Genomic DNA, 26,648 nt, shown 5'->3' on the forward strand with positions numbered 1-26,648 from the left:
TACAGAAGTGCGCATGCTATCAATACCACGCCTGCCATACCATAAAATTTATGTTACTGATTTTTTGGCCGTTCTTTCACGTAAATCGATTTTTTTATATCCATCGATTTTTGCATCAATAACCACCTCGGATGAGATGAACGAGTTAAAGTTGAAATCTAAGACGTTAAAATCAGGCCAATTCTCCCTTTACCAAGGGGACAAAACGCACGGCTTCTACGGTCTCAATCTGGAATTCATTATGATGGCGCTGGACATATTTCAATGTTTGAGCCTGCTCGCCGACCGGAAGAACCAATATCCCCCCATCATCCAACTGCTCAAGCAGTGCCTGCGGAATTTCTGGCGGCGCCGCTGTCACAATGATCGCATCAAATGGCCCGCGTGATGCCCAACCCAACCAGCCATCACCATGGCGGGTAGAGACATTATGCAGATCCAACTGTTTCAGGCGACGTTTTGCCTGCCACTGTAACCCTTTGATTCGTTCGACTGAACAGACATGCTCAACTAAATGCGCCAAAATCGCGGTCTGATAACCGGAGCCCGTGCCAATTTCCAAAACCCGTGACTTAGGGGTTAATTGCAGTAACTCTGTCATCCGCGCCACCATATAAGGCTGAGAAATCGTTTGCCCAGAACCAATGGGTAGGGCCGTGTTCTCATACGCCTTGTGCGCGAAGGCTTCATCAACAAAACGCTCACGCGGCACCGCTTCGATCGCTTGTAACAAGCGTTCGTCCTGAATGCCTTGCTGACGTAACTGCATCAACAATGTCTGCATGCGTTTATTTACCATTCACCATCAACCTCTTGTTGGTTCACCTGGCATACTAGCTAACCAGTTTTCAACCACGTCTTGTGCCCCATAGGCGGTTAAATCAACCTGAAGTGGCGTGATAGAAACATAACCTTGTTCAATCGCTGCGAAATCCGTATCCGGCGCCACATCAAATTTTTCACCCGGCGGCCCTATCCAATAAAGATCTTGCCCGCGCGGGTCTTGCTGACAAAATACCTGCTCTGCTGGATGGCGGCTACCACAGCGAGTGACACGAATACCTTTTATCTCAGATAAGGGTAAATCAGGTACATTAATATTCAGTATTTTGCCGGTACGCAATGGTTTATGTTGTAACGCGCGCAATATGCGGCAAGTGATCGACGCTGCTGTCTCATAATGCTGATGGCCATTGAGTGAGATGGCCAAAGCTGGCAGCCCCAAATGTCGCCCTTCCATTGCCGCTGCGACCGTCCCCGAATAAATGACGTCATCCCCCAGATTTGGGCCAGCATTGATACCGGAAATCACAATATCGGGCCGAGGGCGCATTAATGTATTCACGCCCAGATAGACACAATCAGTCGGGGTTCCTTGCTGAACAGCAATATCACCGTTCGATAAAGTGGCGATACGCAATGCGCTATCAAGCGTCAATGCATTGGATGAACCACTGCGATTACGATCGGGAGCAACAATTTGCACCTGAGCAAACTCACGCAGAGCTGTGGCGAGCGTTTGGATACCCGGTGCGGAAATCCCGTCATCGTTACTCAGCAATATCCGTAGCATCAACATTATCCAAGTTCATGATTTCTCGCACCACACTGGTCGCAAAACTGCCCGCCGGTAACCAAAAGCTCAATTCCAGCGTGACCTCATCCCACCAATTCCACGTCATATTCTGCGGTTTTAGTAATATTGCACGGCGTGCGCCCTCGACGCGTTCGCGTTTTACCAGTGCCAGTAATTCGCTTTGTTCTGCCAAGCAGGCTAGTTCGAAAGCCAATGCTTCGCCTTGCGTACCCAATTCACCGTCCCCCGGTAATGGGGCGGTGATATTCAGTTCACCAGCATCGACACGCTGCTGTAGTGAAATCAACTCATCGGCCCCTGCAACAAACCAACTGCCGCGGCCTGAAAGCTGCATAGCATCGCCTTCAAGTACCGTTGTGGCCTGTTGCTGCGCCAAACGTTCGCTGCTCACCAAATTGAACATGGCGCTGCGGCTAGCCGACAGATAAAAGCTGCGCTTACTGCGTTCTTTAACTCGAATATCGTTATTCGCCCACAAACGCGCCTGTACCAGATTATTGCCACCACGACCAAAACGTTGGCTGCCAAAATAGTTAGGCACGCCTTGGGCCGCTATTTGCTGTAAGCGCTGCTCAACATTTTGATTATCTGTGATGTGACGTAATATCAAGGTAAAAGCGTTTCCCTTCAGTGAACCAATACGTAGCTTTCTTTTTTGGCGCACCGATTCCAGTACTTCACAACCTTCCAGCTCGAAAGTGGAAAGGTCGGGGCCTTCTTTACCTGGCAGATGCAAACAGAACCACTGTTCGGTCACGGCGTGGCGATCTTTCAGGCCCGCATAGCTCACCAAACGAGGGTGGATCTTGGCGAAACGAGCCAAATAATCAGCAACAAATTGAGTATTGCAGCCGTTTTTGCGGATACGAACTAAGAGATGCTCACCTTCGCCATCCGGTTCAAAGCCCAGATCCTCAACCACTACAAAATCTTCTGGATTGGCTTTTAAGATACCGCTCGCGCGAGGTTTACCGTGCAGCCAAGTGAGATTTTCCATGTCCATTTTTATGCCTTACCTAATCTTTATGCCTTAACCAATAAGGCAACAGCCTCACAGGCAATGCCTTCGCCACGGCCAGTAAAACCCAGCTTTTCCGTGGTGGTGGCTTTGACGTTAATATCATCCATATGACATTGTAGGTCTTCCGCTAAATGAACACGCATTTGCGGGATATGAGGGAGCATTTTAGGGGCTTGGGCGATAATGGTTATATCCAAATTCCCAAGTTTATATCCCTTCGCCAGAATACGACGGTAGGCTTCGCGCAGTAATCCGCGGCTATCAGCGCCTTTAAAGGCGGGATCGGTGTCGGGGAATAACTTACCGATATCACCTAATGCGGCAGCGCCCAGCAGGGCATCGGTGGCGGCATGCAATGCCACATCACCATCAGAATGTGCCAGTAAGCCTTTTTCGTAAGGGATACGCACACCGCCAATAATTAATGGGCCAGTGCCGTTCTCGCCAAATTTATGAACATCAAAACCGTGACCGATCCGCATTAATTTCTCTCCAGATGATGTGATCGCGTTAAATAAAATTCTGCTAGCGCCAGATCCTCTGGTCGCGTCACTTTAATATTGTCCGAGCGGCCAGAAACTAATAGCGGGTGATAACCGCAATGCTCTAGCGCTGAAGCTTCATCAGTGACAACCGCCCCTTCTTGTAGAGCGCGGGATAAGCACAATTTTAATAATTCTAGCGGGAAAAGTTGAGGTGTCAGGGCATGCCACAGTGCTTGACGATCGACAGTATGAGCAATGGCTTGTACGCCTGCTTCACTGCGCTTCATGGTGTCACGCACCGGAGCCGCCAGAATGCCGCCCACCTTGCTATGACGCATGATCGATAATAACTGGTCGAGATCGTCTCGGTGTAAACAAGGCCGTGCTGCATCATGAACCAGCACCCACCCCGCCTGCCCCGCCGCTTGTAGGCCAGCCATCACCGAATCTGCCCGTTGTTCACCACCGTGAACGACGCGAATACGGCTATCCTGCGCAATGGGTAACGTAGAGAATTGCGTATCCTGTGGGTGTATGACGACAATAATTTGCTGGATCTGCGGGTGATCCAGCAAAGAAGAAATAGCATGCTCAATGATCGTCTTACCGCCCGCCGTTAAATACTGCTTAGGGCAATCAGCCTGCATACGGCTGCCAATACCCGCTGCCGGTAAGACAGCAATCACTTCAGGAAGGGAAACTACAAAATTACTCATTATTTATTATTGTGCGTTATTTTGCGTCGAAGGAGGACTCGCATTGCGTCTGGATTGGTCAGGAACCAGACGATAGAAACTTTCGCCGGGTTTAATCATACCCAGTTCGTTACGTGCGCGTTCTTCGATCGCTTCTTGACCACCGTTTAAATCATCGATTTCAGCAAATAGCTGGTCGTTTCGGGCTTTAAGTTTGCCGTTGTTGGTCTCTTGCAGAGCCACGTCATCCTTAACCCGAACAAAATCATGAACACCATTCTTGCCCAACCACAGTGAATACTGGAGCCAGCCAAGTAATATCAGCAAAAGTAATGTAAGTTTTCCCATTCCCGCCCCCCGAAAACTGCCTAATCATCCCACAACTTTTCGTCGGACTCCACTGTGTGACGGAAATAGGCCACAACGCTCAGATTAAGGACGATTTGCGGCAAAAATAGCACGCCAACCAACAAAATGTCATTAAATGCTAATTTCCAGCATTCTTTCCCCGCTGTTGCCGATGAAAAACACGCCCCAATCATTCAGAAGTAAACACTGGAAAATGGAATTTTTCCATTACCTTATGCCAGCCAATAAAATAATTCTGCATATTTAATGTCGCCATAAATAAATAGTCCCTATCGCGGTTGAGTTTACATTTATAAGCGTATATTTTTATGCACTCAAACTGCATAAATAAAAAAATCGCATTCTCACTCATCTTTATCTTTTAACCGGGAGATTCGCATGTTTAAACGTTTAATGTTGGTCGGAACTTGTCTGGCAGCCGTGTTGTCAGCAGGTACTGCTATTGCTGCTGAACCCACTTATGTGGTCGGCTCCGGTGGTACCTACCGCCCATTCGAGTATGAAAACAGCCAGAAACAATTGGAAGGTTTTGATATTGATATCATCAAAGCTGTCGCTCAAGCGGAAGGTTTTCAGATCAAACTGGTGAATACACCTTGGGAAGGGATTTTTGCCACTTTAGGTTCAGGTGACCGCGACATTATTATTTCTGGCATCACCATCACCGATAAACGTAAGCAAATGGTTGATTTCTCTGACCCTTACTTCCCAGCAGAACAAACTATCGTGGTGCCTAAAGGCTCTAAAGTAGATTCCATTGCAGCACTGAAAAACTTAAACGTTGGCGTTGTGAACTCCAGCACTGGCGATATCGTGGTCTCTGATGTGCTCGGTAAAAATAGCACCGCCATTAAGCGTTTCGATAATACGCCGCTGATGCTGCAAGAGTTGTATGAAGATGGTATCGCTGCCGCAGTGGGTGACGTGGGTGTTGCCAAATTCTATCTGAAAACACATCCAGAAAAAGCATTTGAGCTGGTTTCTGATGACAAATTCGAGCGCCAATATTTCGGTATCGCGGTCGCAAAAGGTAACGAAGAATTACGCAGCAAAATCAACAGTGGCCTGCAAAAAATCGTGGCTGACGGGACTTACGCTGAAATCTACGAAAAATGGTTTGATGCACAGGTGCCAACACTGCCGACCAAATAATTCTTTAATACACTTTTAGCCCTCAGGATCTTGGTGTTCGCGTCAAGATCCTCGGGTATTTGGATTTCATATGTCAGGATTTCGTTGGGAAATCATTCAAGAATACGCCCCGCTGTTTATGGATGGTGCTTGGATGACGATTAAGTGCACCATTATCTGTGTGATTTTGGGAACAACTTGGGGGTTAACGCTGGGGCTGGGGCGGTTGGCGCAAGCACCTCATGGTATTTGGAAGCCGGTACTGCATTACTGTGTTCAATGGCCAGTGCGTATCTATATTAGTGCGATTCGAGGAACACCGCTGTTTGTGCAAATAATGGTGGTGCACTTTGCGTTGGTGCCGCTATTTATCAATCCGCGGGATGGCATTCTCGTCACCAATGGCATTATGTCTTCTGATTTTGCCCGCATGCTGCGCTCTGATTATGGTGCTTTTTTATCTTGTATCGTGGCGATCACTCTCAATGCTGGGGCTTATGTCTCTGAGATATTCCGAGCGGGTATTCAATCAATCGATCGTGGTCAAATGGAGGCATCTCGCTCGCTGGGGATGAGCTACGGTAAAACCATGCGTAAGGTGATTCTGCCGCAGGCTTTCCGCCGTATGTTGCCGCCGCTGGGGAACAACGCCATTGCGATTGTGAAAGACTCATCGTTGGCCTCCGCCATTGGGCTGGCTGACTTAGCCTATGCCGCGCGAACCGTCTCCGGTGCCTATGCCACGTATTGGGAACCCTATCTGGTTATTTCAGTGGTTTATTGGGTCATTACGTTTTTACTTTCGCTGTTAGTGCGACATATGGAAAAGAGGTTCGGTAAAAGTGATTCACGTACATAACCTGCAAAAACAATTTGGTGAAACCCATGTGTTGCGTGGCATTTCATGTGACATTCAGCCAAAAGAAGTGGTCTGCATCATTGGCCCATCCGGTTCTGGGAAAAGTACTTTTTTACGCTGCATAAATGCGTTGGAAACCTTGTCCGGTGGCGAAATTACAGTGAACGGTTTTGAGATCCACAATCCAAAAACGGATCTCAATCGTATGCGCGAAAGTGTCGGCATGGTATTCCAACGCTTTAATCTGTTTCCACATATGACCGTGCTGGAAAATCTGATTATGGCCCCGATGGATGTCAAAAAACTGCCGCGCTCACAGGCTATCGAACGCGCTGAGTTGTTACTGCGCAAGGTGGGTTTGCTGGATAAGATTGATGCTTATCCAAGTAGCCTCTCTGGCGGGCAACAGCAGCGTGTCGCGATTGCCAGAGCACTGGCGATGGAACCCACCATCATGTTGTTTGACGAGCCAACGTCAGCACTTGATCCTGAGTTGGTGGAGGAAGTGCTGTCTGTGATGAAAGCATTGGCACTAGAAGGCATGACCATGGTCGTCGTCACCCACGAAATGGGCTTTGCCCGTGATGTCGCTGACCGCGTGCTGTTTATTGACCAAGGCGTGATTCAAGAAGAGGGGAAACCAGAGGAGATCTTTACTGCGCCAAGCAATCCGCGCACACAAGCATTCCTGAGTAAGGTGCTCTCGGCTCAAAGATAACAGGTAAAAAGTCGACAAGCGGGCTGTTACCGGGGTAACCCAATGGCCCGCAGATTGCTGCTCACCAACCGGTGAGAAATGAGAATAACATCCAGAACAAGCACAGCACCGCAATCCCCGTACCACCGATGGTCATCAGTAAATTACCGCGCGATAGCACACTGAGCATGATCCCAATCAACACCGAAAGCGGCATGAGTGCCAGAAAGAACGGCCAAGTGTACAACAGGAAAAAGAGGGTATTGGGGCCATAGATAAAGAAAGGGATCGCAAACGCCAACCAATAGAACACAAAACCAGTAACGCCACCGAAAAAGGAGTATGAAGGTTCATCTCGCTCTCGTTGTTCGTCTATCGTAATTTGGGTGACATTCAGCATACAAATCCTGTAGGTACAGTTTACCGGCACGTTCTAAAGACGTTTTGCCCGTGACAATAAGTCCCTAAATACCAACGTCTTTGGCATGACAAGTCGGCAGTTTTCATCAATGCCAGCTCGCAGACTCAGCCCAGAATAGGTGGCCTACTCAGCCCGATATGCTTACATCAGTAAGAGAGTCGGGCGAGTGTACGAAACTAACGTTAATTGATGGCCCTGCGGCAACATTGACGTAGGTTATAGGTTTAGGATTTGATAATAGCGCTATCACGTAGTACGTCTAACAATTGTTCAATCAAATTTGTTACTAATTGTTCACCCTGCAAATGAATATCTGCGTCTTCCGGCGATTCGTAAACGGCATCGATGCCGGTGAAGTTTTTTAGCTCTCCGGCACGGGCTTTTTTGTACAACCCCTTAGGGTCGCGGGCCTCACAAATGGCTAATGGCGTGTCGACAAACACCTCGATAAACTGACCTGATGCCAGCATATCGCGTACCATTTGGCGCTCCGCACGATGCGGAGAGATAAACGCCGTGAGTACCACCAGACCGGCATCCACCATTAATTTGGCGACCTCGCCGACCCGACGGATATTTTCGCGTCGATCATCATCAGAAAAACCCAAATCGCGACACAAGCCATGACGAACATTGTCGCCATCCAGCAAGTAAGTGCTAACACCGCGAGCGAACAGGGCCTGTTCAAGCGCACCGGCCACAGTCGATTTACCTGAACCAGATAAGCCGGTAAACCAGAGCACGACGCCCTGATGTCCATGCTGTTGTTCTCGATCCTGTCGAGTGACAGCATGAGGGTGCCAGACGATATTCTCATCGGCTGGCGTGGCATGTTCAACTGACACGCTATTTCCCCCCTAATAAATCACGCGCACCCCAGTGTGGGAAGTGGCGGCGAACCAGCGCATTCAGTTCCAGCTCAAAGGCACTAAACTCCGTGCTTTCTTGATAGACCGATTCCAATGTTTCGCGAATCAGGCCCGCACCCACAGTCACATTACTCAGCCGGTCAATAAAGATCATGCCACCGGTTTCGTGGTTACTTTGGTAGCTATCCAGCACCAGTGGCTCATCGAACGCCAATTCAACCAATCCGATACCATTAAGCGGCAAACTTTCCACCACCCGCTGGGTCAGTGAGTTGATCTCAACCTGATATTGGATTTTTTCCACCCGCGCGCGCGTCTTTTTACCCGCGACTTTGATGTCATAGCTTTGCCCAACCACCAGCGGTTGCTCAGCCATCCACACAATATCAACCAACGCATTTTGCGCCGCTTTTAGTGTATCGCTGGCATCTACCAGCAAGTCACCACGGCTGATATCCACTTCATCGGTCAGTACCAGCGTGATAGCTTCTCCGGGGACAGCTTCAGTCAAATCACCATCAAAGGTCACGATACGGGCAATTGTCGATTCCACACCAGAAGGCAGGACTTTGATTTTTTGCCCAACACGCACCACGCCAGCAGATAAGGTGCCGGCATAACCGCGGAAATCTAAATTAGGGCGGTTGACGTACTGGACAGGGAAGCGTAACGGTTGTTGGCGGCGCGCATTCACCACATCAACGCTTTCCAGCACTTCAAGCAGTGTCGGGCCAGAATACCAATTCATTCGCTCGCTCGGGGAGGCCACATTATCGCCATCCAGCGCCGACAGTGGCACAAACTTAATATCCAGATCAGCCGGTAACTGTTCAGCAAAACTCAGGTAGTCTTCTTTAAATTGCTCGAAGACACTTTCCTGATAATCCACCAAATCCATTTTGTTCACTGCCACCACTAAATGGCGGATCCCCAGCAAGGTCGCAATAAAGCTATGACGGCGAGTTTGGTCTAACACCCCTTTTCGGGCATCAATCAACAAAATCGCCAAATCGCAAGTCGATGCGCCCGTGGCCATATTACGGGTGTACTGCTCATGTCCTGGAGTGTCGGCGATGATAAATTTGCGTTTCTCTGTCGAGAAGTAGCGATAAGCCACATCAATGGTGATGCCCTGCTCGCGCTCAGCTTGTAACCCATCCACCAGTAACGCCAGATCTAGCTTTTCACCCTGCGTACCCAATCGCTTGCTGTCAGTGTGCAGCGTGGTCAGCTGATCTTCGTAGATTTGGCGGGTATCATGCAGTAAACGTCCAATTAAAGTACTTTTACCGTCATCGACACTCCCGCAGGTTAAAAAACGCAGCATGGTTTTGTGTTGTTGCGCGTGCAGGTAAGCTTCGACGCCGCCTTCATTGGCAATTTGCTCGGCAATGGAGCTGCTTTGTAAAATCATCGACCGGCTATCGAGCGCTGATTGATCTGCCGCAATAGGTTTGTTTTGTAATTTGGTGTTCATCGGGCGCTCCTCAGAAATATCCCTGACGCTTTTTAAGCTCCATGGAGCCGGATTGATCGCGGTCGATCATTCGACCCTGACGCTCACTGGTGGTCGAGATAAGCATCTCTTCGATGATGGCAGGTAAGGTTTCGGCCTCAGACTCCACCGCACCGGTGAGTGGCCAGCAGCCCAATGTGCGAAAACGCACCATCTTCTGAGTGATCACTTCACCCGGTTGTAAATCGATGCGATCGTCATCCACCATCATTAACATCCCATCGCGCTCCACTACCGGCCGTGGTTTCGCTAAATACAGCGGCACAATGTCGATTTTTTCCAAGAAGATGTATTGCCAGATATCCAGCTCTGTCCAGTTGGACAGCGGGAAGACGCGAATACTTTCGCCTTTATTAATCTGACCGTTGTAGTTGTGCCACAGCTCAGGACGCTGATTTTTGGGGTCCCAGCGGTGGAAGCGGTCACGGAAAGAGTAAATACGCTCTTTGGCACGCGATTTCTCTTCGTCACGCCGTGCGCCACCGAAAGCGGCATCAAATCCGTATTTGTTCAAGGCTTGCTTAAGGCCCTCAGTTTTCATGATATCGGTATGTTTGGCACTGCCATGAACAAAGGGATTAATCCCCATGGCTACACCTTCTGGATTGCGGTGCACCAGCAACTCACAGCCAAAAGCTTTAGCTGTACGGTCACGAAATTCGTACATTTCACGGAATTTCCAACCGGTATCCACATGCAATAACGGGAAAGGTAAGTTACCGGGGAAGAAGGCTTTGCGCGCCAAATGCAGCATCACAGAGGAGTCTTTGCCGATGGAATAGAGCATCACCGGGTTACCGAATTCGGCGGCCACTTCACGGATGATATGGATACTCTCCGCCTCCAATTGCCGCAAATGAGTGAGTCGTTTTTCGTCCATAACAGATCCTTTATGCCAAATTCACGACTGACGGGCTAATGGCCTGTTCAGTCTGTCGTTGTTGCCCAAACCAAGCGATTTGGTGATGTAAATCCACCACTTCACCGATAACCAGCAAGGCGGGTGTGGGAGCCTGATGCGCGAGTGATTCAAGCTCAGCTAACGTGCCGATACGGACTTGTTGGTCTGCGCGAGTGCCCCGACTAATGACCGCCACTGGCGTTGTGCTCGCTCGGCCATGTGTCATTAAATGCTGGCTAATTTCAGCCGCTTTCACCGTGCCCATGTAAATCGCCAACGTTTGGCGACCACGTGCCAATGCTTGCCAATCCAAATCATCACCATCACCGCGGCAATGACCGGTGATAAAAGTCACGCTCTGTGCATGATCACGGTGAGTCAGAGGGATACCCGCGTAGGCCGTCGCCCCTGCCGCCGCTGTCACCCCCGGCACCACTTGAAACGGGATGCCAGCTTGCGCGGCGACCTGTAACTCTTCTCCACCTCGGCCAAAGATAAAGGGATCGCCCCCTTTCAACCGCACCACTCGCTTGCCTTTCTGTGCGAGAGTCACCAGTAATTGGTTGGTTTCTTCCTGCGCGACTGAATGTGCGCCTGCCCGTTTACCGACACAAATGCGCTCAGCATCGCGGCGGACTAAATCCAATACTTCCGGACTGACTAAATAGTCATAGAGCACCACATCAGCCTGCTGAATCACTTGTAAGCCACGTAGTGTCAGCAAACCAGGGTCGCCGGGGCCAGCCCCTACCAAGGCAATCTCACCCAGTGTGCTCCCCTGCCCGTCCAGCGACTGCTGCAATTCGTCTTCTGCTTGTGCTAACTGACCACGACTGATCAAACTGGCAAAACGGCCGCTGAAGGCGTTTTCCCAAAAACGACGACGTGCGCCCATGGTTTGAATCTGTTGCTTAACACGTCCACGCCAACGCCCCGCGACCGCAGCCATTTCCCCCAGACTGGCGGGTAACAGCGCTTCCAATTTTTCGCGTAGGATTCTCGCCAGCACCGGCGCTTGACCGGCAGAAGAGATAGCCACCACCAACGGAGAACGATCGACAATCGACGGGAAGATAAACGAGCAGCGAGGTTGATCATCCACCACGTTGGCTAAAATACGACGTTGATCTGCCGCGGTAAAAACAGCCGCATTGAGTACGGTATCGTTAGTGGCTGCAATCACCAGAAACACCTCATCTAGCTGCTCCGGCAAGAAAACCTTCGCCAGCCAGTGAATACGGCCATCCTGATGCTGTTGTTCAAGTTCAGATGAAAGCGTCTGCGCCACTACCCGCACCTGAGCGCCAGCGCGGTGCAACAAGTCAATTTTTCGCGCAGCAACTTCACCGCCGCCAACGACCAATACGGGGCGCTGTTTTAAGTCGGCAAATAGAGGTAGATAATCCACAACGGCCTTCAATTACATGATAAAGCGTAGGGTGACTATAGGGGGGGGCCATGGCCTTATGAAATGACTAAAAGTAATTACAAGTTCCATAATGATATATAGCCGTAATGGTATAGCTTGCAGCTATGTTTGCTCGTTATCATTGAAACGCTTTTTGGGTTCATCTTTCTGCAATTTAAGAATCATACAAATTGTTAATTTGTGCGGACAGTTTCATACTAAGCACCGCTTAGCACTGCGTTAACCATGCCAACAGACATGGCCCAAACTATGACAAGGATATTTCGGTATGTTTTCCCGCCGTCGCCTAAAGTGGGCATTATTCACACTGTGTTTCACTATCGCTCTGCCATTACAGGCCGCTAATTCCCAAGCTGTCGGTAAAATTGCGGAACAGCAAACTCGCCATATCAGCACCTATTTCCCCGGCCGAATGGCGGGTAGTCCCGCAGAGTTGTTGGCCGCTGAGTACATCAATCATCGCTTCCAGCAGATGGGTTATCAAAGCAACCTGCGCGGCTTTAATACGCGCTATCTCTATACCAGTAAAAATGGTAAACAAAGCTGGCGGACACTGAGTGCAACCTCGGTGATTGCCGCCCGTAATGCGACGATTACTCAGCCCAATGCTGCGGCTAAAGCGGATGAGCAGAAACAGATTGTTATCATGGCGCACTTTGATACCTACACGCCGCAAAGCGACATGGATTTAGATAACAACCTTGGCGGTCTGACGCTGCAAGGCGTTGATGATAATGCTGCTGGGGTGGGCGTTATGCTAGAACTGGCAGAGCGCCTAAAAGCGATCCCGTTGCGCTATGATTTGCGCTTTGTCGCCCTCAGTGCAGAAGAGATTGGGGCGCAAGGCACCGAGAACTATTTGGAGCGCATGAGTCAAACAGAGAAGGCGAATACCTTGCTGGTCATTAATTTGGATGGCCTGATCACCGGAGATCGCCTTTATTTTAGCGCCAATCAACAACCGTCAGCCATTGCAGCGCAAACGCAAGCATTGAAGCTGGCGCGGCGTTATGGCATCTCTGCGGCTCCCCTGCAATATCAGGCCGTATCGCCGTGTCGGGCTGATAAAAACCTCTTTGAGGCAGCCGGCTTGCCGCTGTTATCTGTCGAGGCCAGTAACGCCAGTTTGGGCAAGAAAGACGGTTGCCAGCAACGCGCCATCAGCAGCCACTTTCCACAGGGCACGACCCGCCACCAGAGCCAACTCGATAACTTAAATTATCTGGATAAGTTCTTGCCAGAGCGAATCACCAAACGTACCCACGATACCGTCAAGATATTGCAACCGCTGATAGAAGCGTTAGCTGCCGCTAAGAGGTAATCTCAACCTGCGAAATACTGCGCAAAACAAGCAGAAACTCAATGAAATCAACGCTAGGGTGGTCATATTGGCCGCCCTTTCTCATCTTTCTCGCGTATAACTCTCGGTGGGTATTTTGCGCCCTCTATATCGTTGATGCATCACTACAGCTGATCTACCGCATCAGCCTTCATGCAGGCCGCATTCACGTTTCAGGCCGAAGAACCGAGTCTCTTCTTCGCTCATCCCGGGTTCCCATTTACGTGTCGTATGGGTATCACCGACAGACAAATAACCTTGCTCCCACAACGGATGATAGCTCAGGCCATTTTGGGTCAAATACTGATAAACCTGCCGATTATCCCAATCAATGATCGGTAATAGCTTAAATACACCCCGCTGAACAGCCAACACCGGTAACTGTGCACGGCTACCCGATTGCTCACGGCGTAAACCGGCAAACCACGTTTGCGCGCCCAATGTATCTAGCGCCCGATTCATCGGCTCCACTTTGTTCAGCTCATTGTAGCGCTCGATACCCTCGACACCCTGCTCCCATAACTTGCCGTAACGGGCTTCCTGCCACGCAGGGCTTTGTGGTGCACGAAACACCTGCAAGTTAAGTTGCAGTTGCTCGGTCAACGCATCGATAAACTGATAGGTTTCAGGGAATAGATATCCGGTATCGGTGAGGATCACCGGAATATCTGGCCGCTGGCGGGTGACCAGATGCAAGCAGACCGCCGCCTGAATACCAAAGCTGGACGAAAGCACGAACTCGCCGGGGAGATTATCCAACGCCCAGCTTACCCGCGCCTGCGCGGATAATGTCTCAAGTTCGTTGTTAAGCTCCGCCAATGCCAGCACCTGCTCGACTTTCGGTAATGAATTCAACTCACTGAGGTTGATTCGACTCATACCGCCTCCCGCACTTCATAAAAGTCACGGGCTGAATCAATCACTGGCGCAACCACACCCGCACGAATCACAAAGTCCCCGAAGCCTTCATCTGTATGACGTTCTTTCGCCCAGCGCCCCACTAATTGATCGGTAATCGCCAGAATTTCATCTTCGGTAATATTTTCGCGATACATACGGGGGATGCGAGTGCCTTCCCGATTGCCGCCCAGATGTAAGTTATAGCGGCCAACCGCTTTCCCAACCAACCCCATTTCAGCCAACAATGCACGACCACAACCGTTCGGACAACCAGTCACCCGCATGACAATATGTTCATCGGGTAGGCCATGTTGCTGCAAAATACCTTCAATACGGGTCACGAATTCAGGCAAGAAACGCTCAGCCTCTGCCATCGCCAGTGGGCAGGTGGGGAATGACACACAAGCCATCGAGTTTTCACGCTGTGGGCTGACATTATCGTCCATCAAACCATGCTCACGGGCTAATGCCTCAATACGGGATTTCTCTTTTTCCGGCACACCCGCCACAATCAGGTTCTGGTTCGCGGTCAAACGGAAATCGCCCTGATGGATTTTAGCTATCTTTGCCACACCGGTTTTCAGGCTACGGCCGGGGTAATCCAGCAAACGCCCATTCTCAATAAAGAGGGTGAGATGCCACTTTTTATCGACACCCTTCACCCAACCAATACGATCACCACGGCCGGTAAATTGATAAGGTTTGGTGGCACCAAAACTCACGCCAGCACGTTTTTCAACTTCCGCTTTGAAGGTCTCAACACCCACGCGCTCAAGCGTGTACTTGGTTTTGGCATTTTTACGATCAGTACGGTTACCCCAGTCGCGCTGGGTCGTCACCACCGCTTCAGCGATAGCCAATGTGTGTTGTAGCGGGATATAGCCAAATTCACTGGCTTTACGTGGATAGGTATTTTTATCGCCGTGAGCAATGGAAAGGCCGCCACCTACCAACACGTTAAAACCAACCAACTTGCCTTTTTCCGCGACCGCAACAAAGTTGAGGTCGTTAGCATGGAGGTCGACATCATTTTGCGGTGGAATAACCACTGTGGTTTTAAATTTACGCGGTAAATAGGTCGCGCCGAGAATAGGCTCTTCATCCGTGGTCGCCACTTTTTCCGCATCCAGCCAAATTTCGGCATAAGCTCGGGTGCGTGGCAGCAAATGTTCAGAAATCTTTTTCGCCCATTCGTAAGCTTCCTGATGCAGCACCGACTCGACGGGGTTCGATGTACAGAGCACGTTACGGTTAACATCATTGGCGGTCGCCAAGGCATCTAGCCCCAGTTCATTAAGCAGCTGATGAGCCGGTTTCACATTGCCCTTAAGGATGCCATGAAATTGGAATGTCTGGCGGTTGGTAATACGAATGCTGCCATATAGGGTGTTATCTGCCGCGAATTTATCAATCCCCAACCACTGCTGCGGGGTGATAATTCCGCCCGGTAAGCGGCAGCGCAGCATCATGGCATGGCGAGGCTCCAACTTCTGCTCTGCACGTTCTGCACGGATATCGCGGTCATCTTGCTGATACATGCCGTGGAAGCGAATCAACAGGAAGTTATCGCCGTTGAAACCGCCGGTCAGACCGTCATTCAGATCTTCGGCAATCGTCCCGCGCAGGAAACGACTCTCCGATTTCATGCGTTCGCCATCGGACAGTTTACCGGTCACGACCAGTGGCCCTGGGTGTTTTTCATTCATCAGTACACATCCCGCTGATAACGGCGCGCCAAGCGCAGCTCACTTAAATATTCATCAGCCTGCTCGGTATCCATTGCACCGTGCTCAGCCACCACGTCCAGTAAAACCTGCTCGACGTCTTTTGCCATGCGGTTAGCATCGCCACAGACGTAAATGTGAGCGCCTTCTTGAATCCAGCGCCACAGCTCTGCGCCCTGTTCGCGCAGTTTGTCTTGTACGTATATTTTATGGGCCTGATCGCGCGACCAAGCCAGATCAATGCGAGTCAGTAAACCGTCTTTGACATAACGCTGCCATTCAACCTGATAGAGGAAGTCCTCGGTGAAATGCGGGTTACCAAAAAGCAGCCAGTTTTTACCCGAAGCGCCAATCGCTTCACGCTGTTGCATAAAGGCGCGGAAGGGCGCGATACCCGTGCCGGGGCCAATCATGATAACGGGCGTTTCTGGGTTCGCCGGTAAACGGAAATTATCGTTATGTTCGATGAAGATACGGATATCGCCATCAACCGCCAGTCGGTCAGCCAGATAGCCCGATGCTCCGCCAGTACGCGGGCGGCCATCAATCTCATAACGCACCACGCCCACGGTGATATGCACTTCAGTTTCCGTTTCTGCTTGTGATGAAGCAATGGAGTAAAGGCGCGGTGTCAGTGGTCGTAATAACGCCACGAGTTGGTCAGCGTTCAAATCAGAGGGGGCTTGACGCACCATATCGACGATTGGGGTATTTTTCGCATACTGCTGCAGCGCTGGTTTGTCGGCCAATAATGCAATCAGGGTTTCATCACGAGACATTGCTGCGTATTTGTCGACGATCACGGTGGTGTTTTGTGTTAGCTCAAGATGGCTGACCAGCGCTTGTTGCAACGGCATGTTTTGCCCATCAATACTCACTAACTCATCACCTTTCAACCACAGAAGCGCGAGTAATTCTTCGACCAGAGTCGGGTCATTATCAAACCAGACACCCAATGCATCACCCGGTTGGTAACGCAGTCCAGAATCACCTAAATCAATTTCGATGTGGCGCACATCTTTTTCTGAATTACGGCCAGTCACTTTTTGCTGAACTGACAGTTGCGCAGTCAACGGGGCTGTTTTGCTGTAGGGACTAGACGTGATTTCATCAACGGCACCACTTTGCGTTGCGACTACTGCCGCCGTAGATTGAGCGGGAACTCTTGCCTGCAACGCTGCAACAACTTGCTGACGCCATTGTTGGGCTGATTCTTGATATTCCACATCAGCATCGACACGATCTAATAACCGTTCAGCACCTAGCTCAGCCAGTTTGCTGTCAAAATCTTTGCCTGCCTGACAGAAATGTTCGTAAGAGGTGTCACCCAAACCGAACACCGCAAAAGCGGTTTCAGGTAACTTGGGGGCCTTTTTAGAGAATAGGAATTTGTGCAATGCAACGGCTTCTTCCGCTGGCTCACCTTCACCCTGTGTTGAGGCCACAACAACGAGCAGGCGTTCCTGCGCAATTTGCTTAAACTTATAATCACCCGCATTAACCAAATTCACGCTGAGCTTTGCGGCAACGAGGTCATCACGCAACTGTTCAGCCAAACGCCTTGCATTACCGGTTTGAGAAGCTGAAATCAGGGTGATTGTTACCGCTGGTGGCGCTATCGCGGCAGGAGATGCCACTGTGCCAGGTTGCTGGTTAACCATGCCCCAGAAGTAACCGGACAGCCATGCCATTTGGGTTGGCGATAAATCACCAACCGCGGTTTGTAAGCGGGCCAACTGTTCCGGCGACAGCGGAAGTAAAGAAGTAGGAGGAGCCTGAGTCGTCATTGCTGTAGGAATTCCTTTATGCTTTAGCCATGGTTAATGCACATGATTGCCAGCGAGAAGAGTTTACGCCAAAAGTTGACACCCTAAGTGTTGCTGATTGGTAGCCTGCGAATGAACGCGGCTCTCGCCTCTGAAACTTCACGTACCAAGGGTATATGGTTTGTAAGGTTAACCATCCCGATCATAACAATTAAAGAAGCGATGGAAATAATAAATAACTAAAACGACTAAGCGGTTTTTCAGGTAACTAATATGAGTTAAAGTGTTCAACTCATTAGGAAATTTCTCGCCGGTAGATATCAAGCTGCCGGTTTAGTATGTCTGCATATAAATCAGAGAGCTACGTAACGTTGATGGTGGCGTCGTGGGCTAAACTGGGTTCGTGAAGCTGTGCATTCATAGCCAGAATCGCTACTTTCCGGTACTATGCGGCAGTTTTTCGAGTCAAAAAGGTCAGAATGATGAGCACTACCCTATTTAAAGATTTTCAGTTTGAAGCCGCTCACCTGTTGCCCCATGTGCCAGAAGGGCACAAATGTGGTCGCCTGCACGGCCATTCATTTATGGTTCGTATCGAGGTGACTGGTGAAGTTGACGCTCATTCAGGCTGGGTGATGGATTTTGCTGATCTGAAAGCAGCCTTTAACCCCATTTGGGCGCGGTTGGATCACCACTATCTCAACGATATCCCTGGTTTGGAAAACCCCACCAGTGAAGTGTTGGCCAGTTGGATTTGGCAGCAGCTTAAGCCTCAATTACCGGAATTAAGCGCCGTGATGGTGAAAGAAACCTGCTCTGCGGGCTGCGTCTATCGTGGGTAAATAGTTCGCGAGTCAGTGTTTTGTGGAGAGGTGTTTCGTGAGTAAATGTCTCGCGGATAAATGTCTCACGGATAAATAGTTCGTTAGGGCGCGTCCACGCCCTTCATCTCAGGCGATGTTGAGATATTTATGCGTTTGCATCGATAGCCGCCAGTTCTTGGCGATACAGGTTTCGATACAAAGTTTAGTCGCCTCATCCTTCTGACTGATTGGCTGCAACGCAACGACTCGTTTCTTATCGTCATGCAGCGTCGCCAACAACACTTCTAATGCTTCAATATCCCGCAAACGCGCGACCGGATGCTTAATTTCATCTGCGCGTTGCAGAGCTTGGGGGAGGATTTTCAAGCCACCGCGCATATTCACTTTCGGCGATACTGTCACCCAAGTCTCGGCCGAGCACCGCACTTCGTGAGTCCCGCTGGTTTCAATTTGGCAGCTATAGCCGGCTTGCTCAAGTGCAAAAGTGAGGGGGAGCAGATCGTAAATAGATGGCTCACCCCCAGTAATCACGACGTGGCGGGCGGTATATCCTTGTTGAGCAAAGATATCGAGTAACTGCTGCTCAGTGGCGGAACCCCAAGCATCACTTTCGGCGGTTTTCACCATAATGCGCTGCATATCAACTTCCCGATCCGCCTCTTTCTCCCAAGTATGCTTGGTATCACACCAACTACAGCCCACTGGGCAGCCTTGCAAGCGTACAAAAATCGCCGGAACACCGGTGAAGTAACCCTCGCCCTGCAAGGTCTGGAACATTTCATTAATCGGGTACAGCATCAGTTTCTCTATATCGTGATTCAGGCCAATGGGCGATTATCGCAGATTCCATGGCTGTGACCAAATAGGCCGCTTTGATGTGGCCTATTGGGTTATCCAGCTCGTCATCCGTTACTCGATGACGCCACAGACCATCCGTGCACCGCCGCCGCCAAGTGCCATTGGATGGTCAGCATAGTTATCGCCACCCGCATGAATCATCAACGCATGCTGTTTCAGCTCAGTTAACGACTTTAGGCGCGGAGCCAGTACTGGATAGTTGGCAGTACCATCGGCATTGACGACCAGTCCCGGTAGGTCACCCAAATGCCCTTTATCTGAGTAAGGGCCAAGATGTACGCCCGTTTTTTGCGGGTCAAAATGACCGCCAGCCGCTAGCGCTGGCACGGATTTGCCCTCTTTCTGGCCTGCTGCGCAACTTGGGTTTTCATGCAAATGGAAACCATGAATACCGGTGGTCAGCCCTGTCAGATTAGGGGTAAACAATAAGCCATAAGCCGTTTCAGTTACCGTAACCGTGCCCAGCGCTTTGCCATTACCTTCTGGCAAAGCTTCATTCATGGTGACAGTCACTTCCGCGGCAAACAAGCTGCTGGAGAACAATATTGCCGGTAACAGTAAGTATTTCAGTTTCATTAGTTATCTTCCGTTATGCATTGTTATTAAATCAATCTGATCATTAATAATGATAACGGCTTATAAATTATCTACACGGTAGCCTGTGTAATAGATGTGAGTCTGGAGAGGGTTATGCGCCAGTTTCAGAAGAATCTTGCACAAGAGAACCAAATGATAAAAAAATGATTGGATAAGTTTAGGGTAGGATTTATTTCATAAAAAAACCCGCCATTCTCGGCGGGTTTTATCAATCAACTTTAGAGAAGACAAAGCGCAGTAATTACTGGCCTTTCACTTCTTTCAGGCCGTTGAATGGCGCACGGTCACCCAGCGCTTCTTCGATACGGATCAGTTGGTTGTATTTAGCAACACGGTCAGAACGGCTCATAGAACCTGTTTTGATTTGGCCTGCTGCTGTACCTACTGCCAGATCAGCAATGGTCGCATCTTCGGTTTCGCCTGAACGGTGAGAGATAACCGCGGTGTAACCTGCATCTTTCGCCATCTTGATAGCAGCCAGAGTTTCGGTCAGAGAACCGATCTGGTTGAATTTAATCAGGATAGAGTTAGCAATACCTTTCTCGATGCCTTCTTTCAGGATCTTGGTATTGGTCACGAACAAGTCATCGCCCACCAACTGGATTTTGTCACCCAGAACTTCGGTCTGGTATTTGAAGCCAGCCCAGTCAGATTCGTCCAAGCCATCTTCGATGGAAACGATTGGGTATTGTTTGGTCAGGTCTTCCAAGAAGTGAGTGAACTCTTCAGAAGTGAAGGCTTTGTTGCCTTCGCCAGCCAGAACATATTTACCGTCTTTGTAGAACTCAGATGCTGCACAGTCCATCGCCAGAGTAATGTCTTTACCCAGCTCGTAACCTGCTGCTTTTACCGCTTCTGCGATAACAGCCAGTGCTTCAGCGTTAGAACCCAGGTTTGGCGCGTAGCCACCTTCGTCACCAACAGCAGTGTTCATACCTTTAGACTTCAATACTTTAGCCAGATGATGGAACACTTCAGAACCCATACGAACAGCTTCTTTCAGGGTTTTAGCGCCAACAGGCTGGATCATGAACTCTTGAATATCAACGTTGTTATCAGCGTGCTCGCCACCGTTGATGATGTTCATCATAGGCAATGGCATAGAGAATTTGCCTGGAGTGCCATTCAGTTCAGCAATGTGCTCATACAAAGGCATGCCTTTAGACGCTGCGGCTGCTTTCGCTGCTGCCAGAGAAACGGCCAAGATGGCGTTAGCGCCAAACTGGGATTTGTTCTCAGTACCGTCCAGATCGATCATGATTTTATCGATGTTAGCCTGGTCTTTGGCATCTTTACCCAAAACTGCCTGAGCAATTGGACCATTTACTGCTGCAACGGCTTTCAGAACGCCTTTGCCCAGGAAACGGGATTTGTCACCGTCACGCAGTTCCAGTGCTTCACGGGAACCAGTAGAAGCACCTGATGGTGCCGCAGCCAAACCAACGAAACCGCCTTCCAAATGAACTTCAGCTTCTACAGTTGGGTTACCACGGGAGTCGATGATTTCGCGACCGATGACTTTAACGATTTTGGACATTAGATTTTCCTCAGTACAAGTTAAACTAAAACTCCAGACAGAGGGGGCGACATCGCTGCCGCCCCTTCTACCAAATATTTTATTTCACCTGGCGCTTCTGATACTCACCAGCCGCTTTCACAAAGCCGGCGAACAACGGGTGACCATCACGTGGCGTCGAAGTAAATTCTGGATGGAACTGGCAAGCGACAAACCACGGATGGTTTGGCAACTCGATAATCTCCACCAGTTTGTTATCCGCAGAGCGCCCAGCAACGCGCAGGCCGGCAGCTTCAATCTGCTTCAACAACATGTTGTTGACTTCATAGCGGTGACGATGGCGCTCAACGATGGTCGGTTCGCCATACATCTGACGTACCAAGCTACCTTCGGTCAGGTGACATTGCTGCCCCCCCACACGCATAGTACCGCCCAAATCGCTTTCTTCCGTACGGACTTCAACGTTGCCGTCTTCATCACGCCATTCGGTGATTAACGCAACCACCGGATACTTACAGTCTGGCACAAATTCTGTAGAGTTCGCGTTTTCCATCCCCGCAACATTGCGGGCAAACTCCATCAGTGCAACTTGCATCCCCAAGCAAATGCCCAGGTAAGGAATATTGTGCTCACGTGCATAACGTGCCGCCAAAACTTTGCCTTCTACACCGCGGTAGCCAAAACCACCCGGAATAAGGATCGCATCCAGCCCTTTTAGCATCTCTTCGCCACGTGTCTCAACATCCTGCGAATCAATCAGCTTAATGTTCACCGTGAGGCGATTTTTCAGCCCGCCGTGTTTCAAGGCTTCAATCACCGATTTATAGGCATCCGGCAATTCTACATATTTGCCGATCATCCCGATGGTGACTTCCCCACCTGGATTTGATTCTTCGTATAATACCTGTTCCCACTCGGCAAGATTTGCTTCAGGACAAGTTAAGCTGAATCGTTTACAAATATAATCGTCAAGGCCCTGTGATTTCAATAGCCCTGGGATTTTATAAATGGAATCAACATCTTTTAGGGAGATAACGGCTTTCTCTGGCACATTACAGAACAACGCAATTTTAGCGCGTTCATTAGCAGGAACTGCGCGATCAGAACGGCAAATCAGCACATCTGGCTGAATACCAATCGAAAGCAGTTCTTTTACCGAATGTTGAGTCGGCTTAGTTTTCACTTCACCGGCCGCAGCCAGATAAGGAACTAACGTCAGGTGCATGTAAAGTGTATGCTCGCGGCCAACATCAACCGCCATCTGACGAATCGCTTCCAAGAATGGCAGAGACTCGATATCCCCGACCGTACCACCAATTTCAACTAAGACAACATCATGGCCTTCGCCGCCTTCGATGATGCGCTCTTTGATAGCATTGGTGATATGCGGAATAACTTGAATGGTTGCGCCGAGATAGTCGCCACGACGTTCTTTACGCAGGACTTCGGAATAGATACGGCCCGTGGTGAAGTTATTACGACGGGTCATTTTGGTGCGAATGAAGCGCTCATAGTGCCCTAAATCCAGATCGGTCTCAGCACCATCTTCGGTGACAAAAACCTCCCCGTGTTGTGTCGGGCTCATGGTGCCTGGATCCACGTTGATATACGGGTCCAGTTTCATGATGGTTACGTTGAGGCCACGGGCTTCAAGTATAGCCGCCAGAGAGGCTGCGGCAATGCCTTTACCCAGAGAGGATACAACCCCGCCGGTCACAAAAATATAATTAGTTGTCATGCTGAACCTGAGAGTTTAGGTTTAAAGACGATGGAAGTACCAAGACGGGAAAGTAGTATACCGGAACCTTGGTTTCGCTACAAATGATCTCCGCTACCCTGGCAGTTTACGCGGCTAAAACTGCCCGTAACATCATCTTATTATTCGTTATAATTCAATTAATTAACGTAATTCAAATTCCGTAATCATCCATGAAATGAATTAAAACACCTTACATTTCAGTTTCTTGCTTTTTAACTTGCTGCCAAGCGGCTTCCATTTCATCAAGTGTGGCCGTTTCCATGGTCCGGCCTGATGCGGTAACGATTTGTTCTACTTGACGAAAACGCCGTTCAAACTTTCGATTAGCGGCTTGCAGGGCATTTTCAGCTTTGTGGCCTAGATGGCGAGACAAGTTCACTGTGGCAAACAGCAAATCACCGATCTCTTCACCCAGTTTATCTTCATCGACCACAGCTTGACGCGCCTCGAACATCACTTCATCGATCTCTTCGTAAACTTTGTCTAGCACCGGCCCCAATGTATCCCAATCAAAACCCACCGACGCACAGCGTTTCTGAATTTTATGTGCTTTCATTAAAGCCGGCAGCGCATCAGGAATATCATCCAAGGCCGAATACAACGCTTTCTCCGCTCGTTCTTCCGCTTTACGGGATTCCCAACCTGCCAACGCGGCCTCACTGCCCATGTTTGCTTCTGATGCGTGCTGCGGTTCATCGGGGAACACATGGGGATGGCGACGCACTAATTTATCGCTGATGGCATGGCAGACATCGTCAAAGGCAAACAGCCCCTGCTCCTGCCCCATTTGGGCATAAAACACCACTTGGAACAGCAAATCGCCCAGTTCATCACGTAAGTCATCAAAATCCTTGCGCTGAATCGCGTCAAGCACTTCGTAAGTTTCTTCCAACGTATAAGGGGCGATCGTATCAAACGTCTGTTTACGGTCCCACGGACAACCTTGTTCCGGATCACGCAAGGTGCGCATAATATCCAACAAACGTTGCAAGGCGAGTGCGGTGGTGTCAGTTGCAGGCTGATTCGTATTCATCAATTTCACTATATAAGTCAAGACACAGCGAGCACTGCCCGCCTAAGTGCGAACTGCACCAAGCTTAAATAGCGAGGCACAGTCGCAGTTTAAGGATCACTAATTGCCGTGAAGACGGCGGGCATCTATCACATCAGGTAGCTGATTGAGCTTTGCCAATACTCGCCCGAGCACTTGCAAGTTATAGATCTCGATATCCATATCAATGGTTGCCACCATCTTTTTGGTATCGCTACGGCTGGCAACACCCAACACATTAACTTTTTCATTCGCCAAAATAGTGGTGATGTCGCGGAGCAAGCCGCTGCGGTCATTGGCGGTTACACGCACGACAAGTGAATAGCCGCTGGAATAACTCTCTCCCCAAACCGCATCGACAATTCGCTCAGGCGCATGAGATTGTAATTCAGCCAACTGTTCACAGTCTGCGCGGTGGATAGATATCCCCCTTCCCTGCGTGATAAAACCGACAATCTCATCACCGGGGATCGGCTGGCAGCAACGAGCGATGTGGTGCATCAGGTTGCCGACACCTTCGACCACAATCCGCCCGCTGTCTTTACTGGCATTACGCGGCGGCGGTGGCGTTTTGTTGTTCAGATGGCGTAGCGCTTCTAAATCAGCCTCTTCTGCTGTCGGCTTATTCAGTTTCCCTTGCAGGAAGTTCACCATCTGATTCAAACGAATATCACCGACACCAATAGCCGCTAACACTTCATCCATAGAATTCATGTTATAGCGCGGTACCAGTAGCTTCTCAGCCTCTTTTAGGCTGATATCCATATGCTCGAGTTCGTCATCGAGCATCTGCCGGCCAGCAAGGATATTCTTATCTCGGTCTTGTTTTCGGAACCAGTTATGTATCTTGGAACGCCCACGGCTAGTGGTGACGTAACCAAGATTCGGATTCAACCAATCACGACTTGGGTTTGGCTGTTTCTGAGTGATGATTTCAATTTGATCACCCATCTGCAACTGGTAGGTAAAGGGAACGATGCGCCCACTGATTTTCGCGCCGATACACCGATGCCCCACGTCACTGTGGATATGATAGGCAAAGTCCAGCGGTGTTGAACCGGCTGGCAAATCAATGACATCACCTTTCGGGGTAAACACATAGACGCGGTCGTCGAAGACCTGACTGCGTACTTCATCCAGCATTTCGCCGGAATCGGCCATCTCTTCTTGCCAAGCAATCAGCTTACGTAACCAAGCAATGCGCCCTTCATAACCAGAGCGACCTGCCGCAACTGCGCCTTCTTTATATTTCCAGTGCGCAGCGACCCCCAGCTCAGCATCTTCATGCATTTGGCGGGTACGAATTTGAATTTCAAGCGTTTTACCGCGTGGCCCGAGCACAACCGTGTGAATCGACTGATAGCCATTAGGTTTAGGGTTAGCGACATAATCATCAAATTCGTCTGGCAAATGACGAAAATGGGTATGCACAATCCCCAACGCGGCATAACAATCCTGTAAACGCTCGACCACCACTCGCACGGCACGCACATCAAACAACTCATCAAACGCGAGTGATTTTTTCTGCATTTTGCGCCAAATGCTGTAGATGTGCTTAGGACGGCCATAAATCTCAGCTTTGATGCCTTCATCCGCCATCGCTTGGCGCAATGACGCGACGAAATCATCAATAAATTGTTCACGATCGATACGGCGCTCGTGGAGTAATTTAGCGATTTGCTTATATTCATCGGGGTGCAGATAACGGAAGCAAAAGTCTTCTAACTCCCACTTGATCTGGCCAATCCCCAAGCGGTTTGCTAACGGGGCATAAATATTGGAACACTCTTTAGCCGCCAACACCCGTTCATCTTCAGGTGCATCTTTTACTTCACGCAGATGCGCGATGCGTTCGGCTAGTTTGATGACCACACAGCGAAAATCCTCCACCATCGCCAGTAACATGCGGCGCACGTTATCGACTTGCTCAGAGCTCATGGAGTCATTATGGGTGGCTTTTAACTGACGAATGGCGTCCATATCACGCACACCATGCACCAGATAGGTAATACCTTTACCGAACTGTTCGGTCAATGTAGCTTCATCAACCACATTGGCATCCACCAGCGGGAACAGTAGCGCCGCGCGCATGCTGTCATTATCCATACTCAGCGTGGATAGAATTTCAACCATTTCAAGGCCACGCCACAGCAATAGCGAAGCATTGGGATGGTTTTGCGTCTGTTGTTCACAGTAACGCCAGGTTTCGGCTAATCGCTCACATGACTGCGGATTGGGAAGCCCCAAACTGGCAATCCAATCGTCGAGCGCAAACTCGCCCGCGGGATTCAAATGTGCACTTCGTACCGCAACCATAACTTCTC

25 protein-coding genes are annotated in these 26,648 nt (G+C 49.8%); 5 read left to right on the forward strand and 20 right to left on the reverse strand.

Features of this window, described 5'->3' with window-relative positions:
- Positions 1-172: 172 nt before the first annotated feature.
- Genes DA391_RS18180 through ftsB form a run of 6 tightly spaced genes read right to left on the reverse strand, consistent with a single transcriptional unit; the run spans position 173 to position 4,146 of the window.
- Positions 173-799, reverse strand: coding sequence for a protein-L-isoaspartate(D-aspartate) O-methyltransferase (locus tag DA391_RS18180; protein ID WP_057650340.1), 627 nt, complete (start codon positions 797-799; stop codon positions 173-175).
- A gap of 6 nt (positions 800-805) precedes the next feature.
- On the reverse strand, positions 806-1,573 hold the full coding sequence (gene surE / locus DA391_RS18185) for a 5'/3'-nucleotidase SurE (protein WP_050080433.1): 768 nt from the start codon (positions 1,571-1,573) through the stop codon (positions 806-808).
- Positions 1,551-2,600, reverse strand: coding sequence for a tRNA pseudouridine(13) synthase TruD (truD, locus tag DA391_RS18190; RefSeq protein WP_050285885.1), 1,050 nt, complete (start codon positions 2,598-2,600; stop codon positions 1,551-1,553). Before truD ends, surE begins: the two co-directional genes overlap by 23 nt.
- A 20-nt stretch (positions 2,601-2,620) precedes the next feature.
- Positions 2,621-3,100, reverse strand: a complete 480-nt coding sequence (gene ispF, locus DA391_RS18195; RefSeq protein ID WP_050080312.1) for a 2-C-methyl-D-erythritol 2,4-cyclodiphosphate synthase — start codon at positions 3,098-3,100, stop codon at positions 2,621-2,623.
- Complete coding sequence (gene ispD / locus DA391_RS18200) at positions 3,100-3,819, reverse strand: 2-C-methyl-D-erythritol 4-phosphate cytidylyltransferase (RefSeq protein WP_050878916.1); 720 nt, start codon at positions 3,817-3,819, stop codon at positions 3,100-3,102. The genes ispF and ispD overlap by 1 nt, the downstream gene beginning before the upstream one ends.
- A 6-nt stretch (positions 3,820-3,825) precedes the next feature.
- On the reverse strand, positions 3,826-4,146 hold the full coding sequence (gene ftsB, locus DA391_RS18205) for a cell division protein FtsB (protein ID WP_049599671.1): 321 nt from the start codon (positions 4,144-4,146) through the stop codon (positions 3,826-3,828).
- A 399-nt stretch (positions 4,147-4,545) separates the two neighbouring features.
- Between ftsB and DA391_RS18215 the strand changes: the two genes are divergently transcribed.
- From DA391_RS18215 to DA391_RS18225, 3 genes are all read left to right on the forward strand, one after another.
- The gene (locus tag DA391_RS18215) at positions 4,546-5,319 is read left to right on the forward strand and encodes a basic amino acid ABC transporter substrate-binding protein (protein ID WP_050285883.1); all 774 of its coding nucleotides are present in this window, start codon (positions 4,546-4,548) and stop codon (positions 5,317-5,319) included.
- Between the two features lie 70 nt (positions 5,320-5,389).
- Entirely contained in the window at positions 5,390-6,157 is a 768-nt protein-coding gene (locus DA391_RS18220; RefSeq protein ID WP_050080307.1) for an amino acid ABC transporter permease, read from the forward strand.
- Positions 6,141-6,875: an amino acid ABC transporter ATP-binding protein gene (locus tag DA391_RS18225; protein ID WP_049604757.1), complete on the forward strand. Its 735-nt coding sequence runs from the start codon at positions 6,141-6,143 to the stop codon at positions 6,873-6,875. The genes DA391_RS18220 and DA391_RS18225 overlap by 17 nt, the downstream gene beginning before the upstream one ends.
- Positions 6,876-6,936: 61 nt before the next feature.
- Here DA391_RS18225 and DA391_RS18230 read toward each other — a convergent pair whose 3' ends face one another.
- From DA391_RS18230 to cysG, 5 genes are all read right to left on the reverse strand, one after another.
- Positions 6,937-7,254: a DUF3561 family protein gene (locus tag DA391_RS18230; protein WP_050285882.1), complete on the reverse strand. Its 318-nt coding sequence runs from the start codon at positions 7,252-7,254 to the stop codon at positions 6,937-6,939.
- A gap of 245 nt (positions 7,255-7,499) precedes the next feature.
- The gene (gene cysC / locus DA391_RS18235; RefSeq protein ID WP_049604758.1) at positions 7,500-8,120 is read right to left on the reverse strand and encodes an adenylyl-sulfate kinase; all 621 of its coding nucleotides are present in this window, start codon (positions 8,118-8,120) and stop codon (positions 7,500-7,502) included.
- 1 nt (position 8,121) lies between these two features.
- Positions 8,122-9,621: a sulfate adenylyltransferase subunit CysN gene (gene cysN, locus DA391_RS18240; RefSeq protein ID WP_172986862.1), complete on the reverse strand. Its 1,500-nt coding sequence runs from the start codon at positions 9,619-9,621 to the stop codon at positions 8,122-8,124.
- 10 nt (positions 9,622-9,631) lie between these two features.
- Positions 9,632-10,540: a sulfate adenylyltransferase subunit CysD gene (gene cysD / locus DA391_RS18245; protein WP_050080301.1), complete on the reverse strand. Its 909-nt coding sequence runs from the start codon at positions 10,538-10,540 to the stop codon at positions 9,632-9,634.
- A 10-nt stretch (positions 10,541-10,550) separates the two neighbouring features.
- Positions 10,551-11,969, reverse strand: a complete 1,419-nt coding sequence (gene cysG, locus DA391_RS18250) for a siroheme synthase CysG (protein WP_050872530.1) — start codon at positions 11,967-11,969, stop codon at positions 10,551-10,553.
- Positions 11,970-12,258: 289 nt separating this feature from the next.
- Here cysG and DA391_RS18255 point away from each other — a divergent pair, with 289 nt between their 5' ends.
- Positions 12,259-13,311, forward strand: coding sequence for an aminopeptidase (locus tag DA391_RS18255; protein WP_108088050.1), 1,053 nt, complete (start codon positions 12,259-12,261; stop codon positions 13,309-13,311).
- Between the two features lie 162 nt (positions 13,312-13,473).
- On the opposite strand, the gene DA391_RS18260 is transcribed toward DA391_RS18255, so the two are convergent.
- The 3 genes from DA391_RS18260 to cysJ are packed head-to-tail and all read right to left on the reverse strand — an operon-like array spanning position 13,474 to position 17,740.
- Entirely contained in the window at positions 13,474-14,208 is a 735-nt protein-coding gene (locus DA391_RS18260) for a phosphoadenylyl-sulfate reductase (protein ID WP_050080295.1), read from the reverse strand.
- A complete protein-coding gene (gene cysI, locus DA391_RS18265; protein WP_050080293.1) occupies positions 14,205-15,935 on the reverse strand; it encodes an assimilatory sulfite reductase (NADPH) hemoprotein subunit in 1,731 nt (576 codons plus the stop codon). The genes DA391_RS18260 and cysI overlap by 4 nt, the downstream gene beginning before the upstream one ends.
- Positions 15,935-17,740, reverse strand: a complete 1,806-nt coding sequence (gene cysJ / locus DA391_RS18270) for an NADPH-dependent assimilatory sulfite reductase flavoprotein subunit (RefSeq protein WP_108088051.1) — start codon at positions 17,738-17,740, stop codon at positions 15,935-15,937. Before cysJ ends, cysI begins: the two co-directional genes overlap by 1 nt.
- 461 nt (positions 17,741-18,201) lie before the next feature.
- On the opposite strand from cysJ, the gene queD reads away from it, so the two are divergent.
- Complete coding sequence (queD, locus tag DA391_RS18275; protein WP_019211014.1) at positions 18,202-18,561, forward strand: 6-carboxytetrahydropterin synthase QueD; 360 nt, start codon at positions 18,202-18,204, stop codon at positions 18,559-18,561.
- Between the two features lie 108 nt (positions 18,562-18,669).
- Here queD and queE read toward each other — a convergent pair whose 3' ends face one another.
- From queE to relA, 6 genes are all read right to left on the reverse strand, one after another.
- Entirely contained in the window at positions 18,670-19,341 is a 672-nt protein-coding gene (gene queE / locus DA391_RS18280; RefSeq protein ID WP_108088052.1) for a 7-carboxy-7-deazaguanine synthase QueE, read from the reverse strand.
- Positions 19,342-19,452: 111 nt separating this feature from the next.
- Positions 19,453-19,977 carry a superoxide dismutase family protein gene (gene sodC, locus DA391_RS18285; protein ID WP_050285875.1) on the reverse strand — a complete coding sequence of 175 codons (525 nt, stop codon included), beginning with the start codon at positions 19,975-19,977 and terminating at the stop codon, positions 19,453-19,455.
- Between the two features lie 262 nt (positions 19,978-20,239).
- On the reverse strand, positions 20,240-21,535 hold the full coding sequence (gene eno, locus DA391_RS18290; RefSeq protein ID WP_019211017.1) for a phosphopyruvate hydratase: 1,296 nt from the start codon (positions 21,533-21,535) through the stop codon (positions 20,240-20,242).
- Positions 21,536-21,614: 79 nt separating this feature from the next.
- On the reverse strand, positions 21,615-23,252 hold the full coding sequence (gene pyrG, locus DA391_RS18295) for a glutamine hydrolyzing CTP synthase (RefSeq protein ID WP_005167247.1): 1,638 nt from the start codon (positions 23,250-23,252) through the stop codon (positions 21,615-21,617).
- A 211-nt stretch (positions 23,253-23,463) separates the two neighbouring features.
- Positions 23,464-24,306, reverse strand: coding sequence for a nucleoside triphosphate pyrophosphohydrolase (mazG, locus tag DA391_RS18300; RefSeq protein WP_050080287.1), 843 nt, complete (start codon positions 24,304-24,306; stop codon positions 23,464-23,466).
- Positions 24,307-24,405: 99 nt separating this feature from the next.
- Positions 24,406-26,640 carry a GTP diphosphokinase gene (relA, locus tag DA391_RS18305; protein ID WP_050080286.1) on the reverse strand — a complete coding sequence of 745 codons (2,235 nt, stop codon included), beginning with the start codon at positions 26,638-26,640 and terminating at the stop codon, positions 24,406-24,408.
- Positions 26,641-26,648 lie beyond the last annotated feature (8 nt).

This window comes from Yersinia massiliensis (assembly GCF_003048255.1).
GTDB lineage: Bacteria > Pseudomonadota > Gammaproteobacteria > Enterobacterales > Enterobacteriaceae > Yersinia > Yersinia massiliensis_A.